Annotated in this window: 12 protein-coding genes and 1 tRNA gene; 6 read left to right on the plus strand and 7 right to left on the minus strand. The window is 60.1% G+C overall.

Annotated elements, in window-relative coordinates:
• Positions 1-9 precede the first annotated feature (9 nt).
• Positions 10-885 carry a PP-loop family protein gene (locus tag DAAHT2_RS01785; RefSeq protein ID WP_013162587.1) on the minus strand — a complete coding sequence of 292 codons (876 nt, stop codon included), beginning with the start codon at positions 883-885 and terminating at the stop codon, positions 10-12.
• A gap of 6 nt (positions 886-891) precedes the next feature.
• Positions 892-1,488, minus strand: a complete 597-nt coding sequence (gene hisB, locus DAAHT2_RS01790; RefSeq protein ID WP_013162588.1) for an imidazoleglycerol-phosphate dehydratase HisB — start codon at positions 1,486-1,488, stop codon at positions 892-894.
• 358 nt (positions 1,489-1,846) lie between these two features.
• Here hisB and DAAHT2_RS01795 point away from each other — a divergent pair.
• The 6 genes from DAAHT2_RS01795 (at position 1,847) to DAAHT2_RS01820 (ending at position 6,349) form a co-directional block, all read left to right on the plus strand.
• Positions 1,847-1,921 (plus strand) — tRNA-Gly (locus DAAHT2_RS01795).
• A 132-nt stretch (positions 1,922-2,053) separates the two neighbouring features.
• Entirely contained in the window at positions 2,054-2,482 is a 429-nt protein-coding gene (gene rplM, locus DAAHT2_RS01800) for a 50S ribosomal protein L13 (protein ID WP_013162589.1), read from the plus strand.
• A gap of 92 nt (positions 2,483-2,574) precedes the next feature.
• Complete coding sequence (rpsI, locus tag DAAHT2_RS01805) at positions 2,575-2,970, plus strand: 30S ribosomal protein S9 (protein ID WP_013162590.1); 396 nt, start codon at positions 2,575-2,577, stop codon at positions 2,968-2,970.
• A 140-nt stretch (positions 2,971-3,110) separates the two neighbouring features.
• The gene (gene argC / locus DAAHT2_RS01810) at positions 3,111-4,148 is read left to right on the plus strand and encodes an N-acetyl-gamma-glutamyl-phosphate reductase (RefSeq protein WP_013162591.1); all 1,038 of its coding nucleotides are present in this window, start codon (positions 3,111-3,113) and stop codon (positions 4,146-4,148) included.
• 150 nt (positions 4,149-4,298) lie between these two features.
• Positions 4,299-5,057, plus strand: coding sequence for a tRNA pseudouridine(38-40) synthase TruA (truA, locus tag DAAHT2_RS01815; protein WP_013162592.1), 759 nt, complete (start codon positions 4,299-4,301; stop codon positions 5,055-5,057).
• An 80-nt stretch (positions 5,058-5,137) separates the two neighbouring features.
• Entirely contained in the window at positions 5,138-6,349 is a 1,212-nt protein-coding gene (locus DAAHT2_RS01820) for a pyridoxal phosphate-dependent aminotransferase (RefSeq protein WP_013162593.1), read from the plus strand.
• Between the two features lie 206 nt (positions 6,350-6,555).
• Here the strand turns inward: DAAHT2_RS01820 and DAAHT2_RS01825 are convergent, their stop codons facing one another.
• The 5 genes from DAAHT2_RS01825 to gmd form a co-directional block, all read right to left on the minus strand.
• Entirely contained in the window at positions 6,556-6,759 is a 204-nt protein-coding gene (locus tag DAAHT2_RS01825) for a hypothetical protein (protein WP_013162594.1), read from the minus strand.
• A 53-nt stretch (positions 6,760-6,812) separates the two neighbouring features.
• Positions 6,813-7,307 (minus strand): metal-dependent transcriptional regulator, encoded by a 495-nt coding sequence (locus tag DAAHT2_RS01830; RefSeq protein ID WP_013162595.1) that lies wholly within the window; start codon positions 7,305-7,307, stop codon positions 6,813-6,815.
• A gap of 80 nt (positions 7,308-7,387) precedes the next feature.
• A complete protein-coding gene (locus DAAHT2_RS01835) occupies positions 7,388-9,670 on the minus strand; it encodes an AAA family ATPase (protein WP_013162596.1) in 2,283 nt (760 codons plus the stop codon).
• A 71-nt stretch (positions 9,671-9,741) separates the two neighbouring features.
• On the minus strand, positions 9,742-10,710 hold the full coding sequence (gene fcl / locus DAAHT2_RS01840; protein WP_013162597.1) for a GDP-L-fucose synthase: 969 nt from the start codon (positions 10,708-10,710) through the stop codon (positions 9,742-9,744).
• A 42-nt stretch (positions 10,711-10,752) separates the two neighbouring features.
• Positions 10,753-11,835, minus strand: coding sequence for a GDP-mannose 4,6-dehydratase (gmd, locus tag DAAHT2_RS01845; protein WP_013162598.1), 1,083 nt, complete (start codon positions 11,833-11,835; stop codon positions 10,753-10,755).
• Between the last annotated feature and the right edge of the window lie 135 nt (positions 11,836-11,970).

Raw genomic sequence — 11,970 nt, forward strand, 5'->3', positions numbered from 1 at the left:
AGCGGGTGGCTACAGCAGATAATCGCTGCGTACGTTGCCCAGGGCGGCGAAGATGTTGGCGGTGATGCGCGGGTCGTCGGCGGTGAGCTGCCTGACCATGGTGCGGACCGTGTGGCGCTTACTGAGATCGGTAAGCGGGCAGGGGTTGGGGACCGCTGCCACCGCGAACAGTCGCCCCAGCTGCTGGATCATCTCCTTGCTCAGCAGGGCCAGGGGGCGGATCAGGTGCAGCCGGCCGGCAAAAAGTCGCTGGTTGGGGATCATCGTGCTGATATTGCCGCCATAGAGCAGGTTGAGGAAAAAGGTTTCAATGATATCTTCCTGGTGATGTCCCAGGGCCAGTTTGTTGCAATTGTGCTCCCGGGCCAGGGCAAAGAGGCGGTTGCGGCGCCTTGAGGAGCAATGGTAACAGCCGTTTTTGCCCTCTTCGGCCGCCAGCGCCTCCGGCCCGTAGGTGGTTTCTTCAATCAGGTAAGGCAGGCCCAGTTTTTCAAGTTGCTCCTGCACCGCTGCACCGGTGCCGGGCAGCGGGGGCAGCAGGCCGTCGGCCTGGAGCGCTCCGGCCTCGGGCGGCAACGGGCCCCCGCCATACAGTCCCGGCCGGGGCCGGTAGCCGGCAAAACCCATGTCCAGGTGGACCGGCAGCAGTTCGTAATGGATGGGGGCCTTGCGCCGCCAGAGATCCAGCAGCCGGCAGAGCACCAGGCTGTCGATGCCGCCGGAAACGGCGATCATCACCCGGTCGCCGTCGGCCAGCATCCCGTAACGGTGCATGGCCTTGCCCACCAGGCGGTTGATTTCCGCCGGCAGACGGGTTGGCTTGGCCGCGGCTTCTTCGCAGCCGCCTGGTGGCGGCTGGCTTGCTGGCTTGCTTGGGGCGTTCATGGTTGACTACAGCATTCCCTTGGAAGAAAGGGGGCCGGAAAGCCGGGGGTCGACCGTGACCGCCTGGTTTAAAGCCCGGCCCAAAGCCTTGAAGATCGCCTCGATAATATGGTGGGAGTTGTCGCCGTGGGCCAGTTCCACGTGCAGGGTCAGGCCGCCGTGGAGGCTGAAGGCCCGGAGGAATTCCTTGGCCAGCGAGGTGTCGAAGTTGCCCACCTTTTGTTCCGGCACTTCCACCCCGTAGTGCAGATAGGGCCGATTGGAGCAGTCCAGGGTAACCCGGACCAGCGTCTCATCCATGGGCACGGCGGCGGCGCCGTAGCGCGCGATCCCCTCCTTGCCTCCCAGGGCCTGCTGCAGCGCCTGGCCCAGGGCGATGCCGAGATCCTCGACCGTGTGGTGGTCATCCACCTGGGTGTCGCCACGGGCGGTTATCTCCAGGTCGAAAAAACCGTGCACCGCCAGCAGGGTCAGCATGTGGTCCATAAAGCCCACCCCGGTGCTGATTTTGTTCCGGCCCCGGCCGTCCAGAACCAGGGTAAGGTCGATGTCGGTTTCTCCGGTGCGGCGCTGGATGCTGCCCTGGCGTGTTGTTGTGCTCATGGTTGGCTTCCTTGTTCGGGCGTGATTTGCGGGATAAGTTGGTAAATTACAGTATGCGATCACCGGGTGCCCCGTGATCGCTTGCCCACAATCTACCAGCAATTTGGGCGGGAAGGCAATAGTCTGTGTTTTTTGTTGACAAGCAACCGGTACACTGTTATAAACCCCCCTTTGAACACGGCGCCCGCGGCGCCTGCTGAGCGGTAACCGTTCGCCAGGGTGTAAACCTGTCAGGCATAACGTGCCGTAAACGTTCAGCAGTGCCGCAGGTTCGGGCAAGCAGCCAGGCGCAGCGTACATCAGTACGTAAGCCTGGCTGATCGCCCGAAGATGTGGTGCTGCTGGACGTTTACGCTGAGCGGGAATAACTCAGTGGTAGAGTGCAACCTTGCCAAGGTTGAAGTCGCGAGTTCGAATCTCGTTTCCCGCTCCAACTTGTGATCAGCAAAGGTTCGAAAAGGTTTCGGGCCTTTTTCTCTTTTGGTCGGCGGTATCTGCTGTGTAACCGCCTGTGGCGGCCGACGCCTTTGAAATAAAATCAGTAAGTTTTGCTAAGGGAACTAACATGAAAACCCATCTGGCTCCGGTCAAGGATATCGATCGCAAATGGTACGTGGTGGACGCCGAGGATTTGATTCTGGGCCGTCTGGCTTCGGAAGTTGCCACCCGCCTGCGGGGCAAGCACAAGCCGATCTACTCCACTTTCATGGATACCGGTGATTTTGTGGTGGTGCTCAATGCCGACAAGGTGAAACTCACCGGCAATAAGTGGGCCGACAAGGTATACTACCGGCATACCGGCTACATAGGCGGCATTAAAGCCGAAACCGCCGAAAAACTGCGGGACCGTAAGCCGGAAGAACTGGTTTACCGGGCGGTTAAAGGGATGCTGCCGAAAAATCCCCTGGGGCGCAAGCAGCTCAAGAAGCTCAAGGTTTATGCCGGCAGCGAGCATCCGCACCAGGCCCAGCAGCCGGAAACCCTGAAGTTTTAGTGTTCCCCAGTTAAGTTTTTTTAGTTAAGGTTTTAAGCCTGGTAAACGGTTACAAACTTTAAATCAGCGCAGACAAGAGTTTGGAGAGATCAATGGCAGATAACGGTATTTACGCCACCGGCAAACGCAAGACCGCCGTGGCCCGGGTGTGGTTGAAACCGGGTAGCGGCAAGATCCTGGTGAACAAGCAGGCGGTGGAAGAATATTTTGACGGCGGCGCCTTCTCGCGGGCAGTGGTGGAAAAACCCCTGTTGCTGACCGAAACCCAGGCCAAATTTGATGTTATGGCCACCCTCAAAGGCGGCGGCAAGAACGCCCAGGCCGAGGCTCTGCGCCACGGTATTTCCCGGGCGCTGACGGAAGCCGACCCCGAGTTGCGGCAAGCCCTCAAGCGGGCCGGTCTGCTGACCCGGGATCCCCGGAGCAAGGAGCGGAAAAAGTACGGTCAGCGCGCTGCGCGGGCCAGCTTCCAGTTCTCCAAGCGTTAACCGGAGAGCAGCGCCGCTTACGGCGACTGTCTATCGATTGCCTATGGAAAACTATCAGGGAAGGCGCTCAGATGAGCCCCTTCCCTTTTTTTGTGCGCCGCTCTCTGCGGCCGTTAGGAGTGAATGATGGGGGAAGTTAAATGATACGAGTGGGAATCATCGGGGCCTCAGGGTATACCGGGGCCGAGTTGGTGCGTCTGCTGGCCAATCATCCCGGGGTGGAGTTGACCCTGGTTACCTCCCGGCAGTACGCGGGGAAACCGCTGGCGGCAGTCTTTCCCCACCTCACCGGGAGCACCGAGCTGGTTTGTGAAGATCCCACCGGGCTTAAGACTGCCGGGCGGGCCGATGTTTTTTTCACCGCCGTGCCCCATCAGACGGCCATGGCGGTGGTGCCCGAGCTGCTGGCCAGCGGTGCCAAGGTGGTCGACCTGTCGGCGGATTTTCGCCTTCATCAGCAACAGGTTTACGAGCAGTGGTACCAGACCCATTCGGCGCCGGAACTGCTGGCCGAGGCGGTCTACGGGCTGCCGGAGTTGCACCGGGCGGCCATTGCCCAAGCCCGCCTGGTGGCCAATCCGGGTTGTTACCCCACCAGTGTGCTGCTGGCCTTGGCGCCCCTGCTCAAGGCCGGTTGCCTGGACCCCGGCAGCCTGATTATCGATGCCAAAAGCGGCACCTCCGGGGCCGGGCGGGCGGCCCAGACCGGTACCCTGTACTGCGAAGTGACCGACGGTTTCAAGGCTTACAAGGTCGCCGAACACCGCCATACCCCGGAGATCGAGCAGGAACTGGGCAAGCTTTGCGGGCAGGAGCTTACGGTCAGCTTCACGCCCCATCTGGTCCCCATGTCCCGGGGGATGTTGAGCACCATTTACGCCACCCTGGCCGGTGACTATGGGCAGGGCGAACTGGAGACCATCCTGCGGGATTATTATCGAGAGGAGCCCTTTGTCCGGGTGCTTCCCGCCGGCCAATTGCCCGCCACCCAGTACGTGCGGGGCAGCAATTTCTGCGACCTGGCCCTGCGGGTGGATCGTCGCAATGGCCGGGTGATTGTGCTCTCCGCCATTGACAACCTGGTCAAGGGGGCCGCCGGTCAGGCGGTGCAGAACCTGAACCTGCTCTGCGGCCTGCCGGAAGCGCAGGGCCTGGGAATAGTACCGCTGTTCCCCTAGTAATCGTTCAGCAGCACCGCATCTTCGGGCGATCAGCCAGGCTTACGTACAGGGGGTACGCTGCGCCTGGCTGCTTGCCCAAATCTGCGGCACTGCTGAACGATTACGGCTCGTGAAACCGGCAGGTTAGTACCCCTGGTAAACGTATACATGGTTAAGGTAAAGTTGACCATCGCCTATGACGGCACCGATTTTGCCGGCTGGCAGCGCCAGCTTAACCGACCCACCATCCAGGCCGTCGTTGAAGAGGCGTTGGCTCGGATGCTGGGTGAGCAGGTGGTGTTGCACGGGGCCGGCCGAACCGATGCCGGGGTGCATGCCCTGGGGATGGTGGCCAGTTTTAATGCCCCCCGGCGACTGCCCCTGGCGGCTTATCGTCTCGGCCTGAACAGCATGCTGCCGCCGGCGATCCGGATCATGGCGGCCGACGAGGCGGCAGACGATTTTCATGCCCGCTTCAGCGCCAAAGGCAAGCTCTACCGCTACTGCTTTTCCACCGCCGCCGTAATGCCGCCCTGCCGGCGCCTGTACCGGGCCCACCTGCCGGGGCCCTTTGCAGCGGAGCGGGTGCGGCAACTGCTGCCGCAAATGCTGGGAGAGCACGACTTTTCCACCTTCGAGGCCGCCGGCTCCCGGGATCGTGACCGGGCAGGCGGCCGGGGCGGGGTGCGGCGGCTGAACCTGTTGCAACTGGAGCAGGAAGACCCGGCCGGGCAAGAATTTTGTTTTGAACTTGGGGGCGATGGTTTCTTGCGCCATATGGTGCGCAATATCGTCGGCACCCTGGTGGCCATCGGCCAGGGCCGGCCCCTGGCCGAGCCGGTGGCTTTACTGGTCGGCAGGGATCGTGCCCGGGCCGGTCCCACCGCGCCGGCCTGCGGCTTGACCCTGGTCAAGGTGATTTATTGATGATCGATTGTGGGGGATGCGACGGCTGCCTCACTTAATTTATTCCAGTTTAACGTTTAATGGAGGTTGCAACAGGGCTTATGGACGCTCCCATCATCGAACTGGCGGCACGGGTCAAAGAGATTAAGGCATCGCCCACTCTGGCGGTGGATGCCAAGGCCAAGGCCCTGAAGGCTGAAGGGGCCGATGTTTTGAACTTCAGCGTGGGAGAGCCGGATTTTGATACCCCGCCCCATGTCTGCGAGGCCGGCAAGGCCGCCATTGATGAGGGGTTTACCCGTTACACCCCGGTTCCCGGGATCCTGCCCCTGCGGGAGGCGGTCTGTCATCGTCTGGCCACCGATCATGGCTGGCGTTATCAGCCTGACCAGATTCAGGTAAGCTGCGGCGGCAAGCACGGGCTGTACAACATGGCCCAGGCCCTGTTCGGCCCCGGTGATGAAGTGCTGATTCCTGCGCCCTACTGGGTCAGTTATCCGCCCATTGTGCAACTGGCCGGGGCGACCCCGGTGATCGTGCCCCTGGATGAAGCCAGCGACTTCGACCTGGATCCGGCGGTGCTGCAGCAGTACGCCACCCCCCGCACCCGGGGCATAATCCTCAACAGCCCCTCCAACCCCACCGGTTCGGTGCTTTCCGCCCGGGCCCTGGAGGCCATCGGCAAAATGGCCCTGGAGAACAGTTGGGTGGTGATCAGCGATGATATCTACGACACCATCGTTTACGGGGATGACAAGCTGCCCCATATCCTGGAGGTTGATCCCCGCCTCAGTGAGCAGACCCTGATCTTAAACGGCGTTTCCAAATCATTTGCCATGACCGGCTGGCGGATCGGCTACACCGCAGGCCCCAAGCACATCATTGCGGCGATGAACAAGATTCAGAGCCAGTCCACCTCCAATCCTTCGTCGGTGGCGCAAAAGGCCGCCCTGGCCGCGCTCAACGGGCCGCAGGATTTTCCCCGCCAGATGCGAGATGCCTTTGTGCCCCGGCTCAACTTCATCATGGAAGCCCTGACCGCCATTGAAGGCGTCACTTGCGTACGGCCCCGGGGTTCTTTTTACGTCTTCCCCAACCTGTCGGCCTATTTCGGGCGCCAGAGCCAAGATGGGCGGGTGATCGGCGATTCGGTGGCCCTGGCCGACTATCTGCTGGAAGAGGCGCTGCTGGCCACGGTCCCTGGGGCGGCTTTCGGGGCCGACCAGTTCGTTCGTTTTTCCTTTGCCACGTCGATGGGGGTGCTGGAAGAGGGGATGAAGCGGCTGGCTGACGCCCTGGCAGGGTTGCGCTAGGCGGTAAGCGCTCAGCAGCACCGCATCTTCGGGCGATCAGCCAGGCTTACGTACTGATGTACGCTGCGCCTGGCTGCTTGCCCGAACCTGCGGCACGGCTGTTCGCTTACGGCACGTCAGACCGGCAGGTTGGGTTACCGCTAGGCAACCCTGCCGCGATGAGGGATGAGAGTGGGGTGCGAAGAAGAGGGTGGGTTGCCTGGAGGTTACTGGTCGGCAAATCCGGAAGGGCTGGTGTGGCTGGGCTCGCTCAGGGCCCAGGTCCAACCGTCCAGGGGACGTTCCCTGGACAGGGCCTTGCGGCCGTTACTGGTGTAACAGACATAAACCCACTCCGAACCGCTGGTAAACACCCTGATCAGACCCAGAGTGGGGTGGGTGTACCATCCTTCCTGAAACGTCCCTTCCATTGCGGCCCTCTTTGTCGCTGTTACCGGCTGATTGGCAAACGGTCGTGCCGGTGTTATTGGTTGTCGTTGGTGTTCTGGCATTCCCGGCATTTGTCGGGGGTCTTGCCGGTCTGGCAGTAACGGTTGAAGTTTTTAATCCAGTCCGCCCCGCCCTGGGGGCATTCATCCAGGTAGTTCATCAGCAGGCTGAGCCGTTCAATGATCGGCCGCGGGGCCGTATGTTCGATCTGGCAGGCCCCCTCTTCGGCCAGTTCTTCCTCCACCGCCAGCACCCGGAGAAAAAAATCCTTCAAGGCCTGGTGGCGCCGGATGACGTCCCGCGCCACTTTGGTCCCCGCCGGGGTCAGGGTGATGACCTCGTAAGGGGCGTAGTTGATCAGCCCTTTCTGGGAAAGCGAGCGGAAGGCCTCGGTCACCGAAGAGCGGCTGACCTTGAGCCGGGTGGCGATTTCCTTGGCCCGGGCCACCTGTTTTTCCTCCACGATATGGTGAATGGTTTCCAGGTAGTCTTCCAGGCTGGCGCTAAGGCGCTTCCCACTTCTAGGCATGCGGTTGATTCCTTGATTAATTATTTTCGGATAAGCTAAAATAATTCAGGCATCAGCTTATTGTCAAGCATTTACCCACACTACCATATTTCCCGCAGGCCCTGCTGCTTGCGGGCCAGATCAACCAAGCGTTCCAGCTCCACCTGCCAGGAGGCATGTACCCGGGCGGCGGAGGGGGCGATGAGTTCCGGCAGGCCGTAGACCAGCCGGTCGGAAGCCCCGGAGGCCTCGATCACCGCCTCGATGGAACGGGCCCCGAACTTGTATTCGGCCAGCAGCAGCCGCAGCAGCAGCCCCGAGGTCTTGCGGGCCGCCTTCTTCCAGTGGGTATCCATCTGGTGGGCGATGATGAAGGCCCGCTTGATCAGAATCCGCCGAAGTTTGGCCAACTCCTGGGGGCCGGCCTGGTTGCAGAGCAGGTCCCGGGGGATCTCGATGTCGTCGATGTCCAGCACAACCCGCAGGCGGCTGAGAAAATCGGGAATTTTCAGGGTGCGCACCAGTTGCCGGGTGGCCGGCTCGGCGCTTTCCAGCAGTGCGGCCATCCCGTCGTAGCTGGACTTGACCCCGCCGGCAAAGACGAAAATCGAGCGGCCGATGTTGTAGGGCACCCCGTGCACATAGGTAATGCCGTCCTGCATGGAGGGCAGGAAGTAGCGCAGGTAGCCGAACTCGTGGTTGTCGTAGCGGCAGTCAAACTCGTCCCAAAAGACGATGGGCACTTTGCCTTTGGCCACCGAGGCCCGGATGGCGTCAATGGCGCTGTTGATCTCTTCGGGGCCGTCAAACTGGGTGAGGTTGAACTCGAAGAAGTCAAAGGGGCTGATGTCGAACCGCCGCCCGATGACCTTGGCCACTTCTTTAACGGCAAATGACTTGCCCGACCCCGGCGGCCCGAACACCCCCACGCACAAGGGGCGCTGCACCTGCTCCCGGGAAACATAAGAGTCCATTACGTTCTGCAGGGTCACCACCGGCTCGATCTCCGCCGGATCGGTGGTGCGCAGGTTGCCGACGCTGAACATCCGCAGGTCGGCAAAACCGTTTTTCCAGCTAACCTCGTTTTTCAAGTAATGCAGCACCTCGGCGATTACCCCGATGCAGTCGTTGGCCATGCTGCCCATCTGCTCCTTAACGTAAGAGCTCACCGGCCAGGGAAAAAGGCCGCGTACCGCTTCCTTTTTGGTTTCATGCCACTGCTGGCAGGAGACCACGTCCAGTTCCTGTTCAAATTCCGGGGTCAGCTGGGCCAGGTCGATGAAACAGGAGTCGCTTTTGGTCTCGACAAAAGAGCAGGGGGTGCCGTCGGGGAAAGTGGAGGAGAAATCCAACTCCGGAAAGCGCAGCCCGCCGTCGAAGGCGTAGCCGCTTTGATGCAGCAGTTGCCAGTTGTTGAGCAGCCGGGTGGAGTAGTCGAAAAAGGCGTTGCGGCAAAAATAGGGGCCGCCGGCCTGCAGCCAGTCGCTGGCCAGCAGGCTGGTGGCTAAAGTGTCGTAGCAGGGAGCGGAGCCTTTGTGCCGGGGCGAGCTTTTCTCCGGCAGGCAGCCGGGCCGGTGGCGGAAATAACCGCCGTCCGGGCCCAGGTACATGATGCCGTGGGGGAACATTTCCACGATGATATGGCACGTGAAGCGGCCGTTTTTCCACAGCCCCACCTCGGAGGTCTTGAGCGCTCGCAAGGTCATGGCCACGATGGTTTCCCAGATCACCGAGCTGTCCATCTCCATGCGGGTGGTTTCCAGATCGGAGAGCCGGCAGAACAGGCAGAATTTGTCGCCGAACTGCTTGGCCCAGCTCTGCCAGTGGGCCACCCCGATACCCAGGGCGATGACCCAGGCGTTGGGGTTGAGCTGTTTGAACTCATCACTGGCCGCCGGCGGCCGGCCGCTGTCGTCGATGACCATGATACCCTGGTTGCCTGCCAGTTGCGGCCGGTTGTCGGGGGTGATTTCCAGTTGGCGGGTGCTGGCTTTGCGGCCCTCCGGGGGCAAAAACTGCTGGAACATGAACCAGCCATCGGCAGGATCGGTTTCCCGGTCGGCCCGGCGATTCCGGAAAATTTGAAAAATTTCCTTCTGTTCGCCGTAGGTGTGGGAGTCGATGGCGGGGTTAAGCCCGACCCGGCCCAGGTAAGTGCTCAGCCAGGTGCCGGTCTGTTCCAGGCGCCCCTCTTCGATGCTGATCCGGCCGGCCAGCAGTTCGATCTGATCACCGGGATTGTAGCCGTAGGCCGGCAGGCTGCCTTCCCGCAGCAGGCTGACTTCTTTCACCGGCAGGTTGGTAATCTGAACCTTGGATCCCAGCAGCAGCAGCTTGCTTGCCGGTGCCGCAGAGGCGGTCTGTTTGTTCTGCTCTATGTCCATAAGGGGCCTCCTGGTGCGTTGTAACTTAATCAAATTTTAATCTGTAGAGCAAACCGTGAAAAGGGTATCGGTCAGCCAAGGGCGCTTTCCTGGTGGGCCAGCAACCAGTGATAGGTCTCGCGCAGCCCTCTTTCCAAGGGGATTTGCGGTTGCCAGCCCAGAGCCTTGATCCGGGAAATATCAAGCAGTTTGCGAGGGGTTCCGTCAGGCTGGTTGCGGTCAAAAACCAGCCGGCCGGTAAAACCGGTGATATTGGCGATGGTGGCCGCCAGTTCGGCAATGGTGCAGTCAAGTCCTGTGCCCACATTAACATAGGAGCGCATGGGCCGGGTTTGCGCAGCCCAGTCCTCCCGGGGGAGATTCATCAGGAAGACGGCGGCGGTGGCCAGGTCGTCAACATGGAGAAATTCTCGCCGGGGACTGCCGCTGCCCCAGATAACCACCTCGTCGGCACCGGTTTCCCTGGCCTGGTGAATACGGCGCAGCAGAGCAGGGATCACATGGCTGTGGAGCGGGTGAAAATTGTCGTTGGGGCCGTAAAGGTTGGTGGGGATAATGCTCCGATAATCGCGGCAATGCTGGCGGTTGTAGCTTTCACACAGCTTGATGCCGGCAATCTTGGCGACGGCGTATGGCTCGTTGGTGGATTCCAGGAAACCGTCAAGCAACGCTTCCTCGCGCATGGGCTGGGGGGCCAATTTGGGGTAAATACACGAGGAACCGAGGAAAAGGAGTTTGTTTACTTCAGCGGTATGGGCGGCATGGATGATATTGCACGCGATCATCAGGTTTTCATAAATAAATTCGGCCGGGTAGCTATTGTTGGCCAGAATACCGCCGGCTTTGGCTGCCGCCAGATAGATCTGGTCAATTGCGGTGGCCCGGAAAAAATCAGACACCTGCTTTTGGTCTTGCAGATCAAGCTCACTCCGGTCGCGGGTAATGAGTTCAATGTGCTTGCAAGGGGCAAGCTGCCGGACAATGGCTGAGCCCACCATGCCGCGGTGGCCGGCCACGTAAACACGCTGTTTGGTGGTCAACACTGATCTCCCGTTGTGTTCCAGTGAGGCAACCGTAGCTGGTTATTCATGATAATTGCAGGTATCGTAGCCGTGCCGTTTAACCAGGTCGTCACGTTCGGCGGTCTTTAGATCTTCTCTTACCATTTCAGCCACCAGTTCCTTAAAGCTGGTCTTGGGTGTCCAGCCCAGCTTTTCCCTTGCCTTGCCGGCATCGCCAAGCAGGGTATCCACCTCGGTGGGTCTGAAGTAGCGGGGGTCTATGGCCACTATGCAGTGCCCGTCGGCATCGTAACCCTTTTCCGCCACCCCTTCCCCTTGCCAGTTTAAGCTGATACCCAACTCCGCCGCAGCGGTGTTGACAAAGTCCCGCACCGAATAATGCCGGCCACTGGCAATGACAAAGTCTTCCGGCTGTTGCTGCTGCAGCATCAACCATTGCATTTCCACGTAATCCCGGGCGTGCCCCCAGTCCCGACTGGCATTCAAGTTGCCCAGGTATAAGCGTTCCTGGAGTCCGAGTTTGATCCGGGCCAGCGCCCGTGTAATTTTGCGGGTTACGAAGGTTTCGCCCCGTACCGGTGATTCATGATTGAACAGGATTCCGTTGCAAGCGTACATTCCGTAGGCTTCGCGGTAGTTAACCACAATCCAGTGAGCGTAGAGCTTGGCCACGGCATAGGGGCTGCGGGGGTAGAAAGGGGTGTTTTCCCGCTGGGGGGTTTCCTGTACCAGGCCATACAACTCAGAAGTCGAGGCCTGGTAAAAGCGGGTTTTATTTTCCAGGCCCAAGATGCGGATGGCCTCCAGCAGGCGCAGCACTCCGAGGGCGTCGGAGTTGGCTGTATATTCAGGTTCTTCAAAGGAAACCGCCACGTGACTTTGAGCAGCCAGGTTGTAGATCTCGTCGGGCTGCACTTGCTGAATAATGCGGATCAGGCTGCTGGAGTCGGTCATGTCGCCGTGGTGAAGAATAAAACGCCGGTTTTTGATCTCCGGCCCTTCATAAAGGTGGTCTATGCGGTCGGTATTGAAAAGAGAGGTGCGCCGCTTGAGACCATGTACTTCGTATCCTTTTTGTAAGAGCAATTCAGCCAGATAGGCGCCATCCTGGCCGGTGACTCCGGTGATAAACGCTTTTTTCATTGCTGGTTACCTCTAACCCTGGGAGTTGTCGAATGTCTTGGCGCCAGTTTGCTGCAAAGAGCAATCTCCGTCAATTGGTTTTTCTTGCCGCCACGAGTTAAGTTGGATGATTCGCTTGTTGAAAAAACATTGCCG

Source organism: Desulfurivibrio alkaliphilus AHT 2, assembly GCF_000092205.1.
Lineage (GTDB): Bacteria > Desulfobacterota > Desulfobulbia > Desulfobulbales > Desulfurivibrionaceae > Desulfurivibrio > Desulfurivibrio alkaliphilus.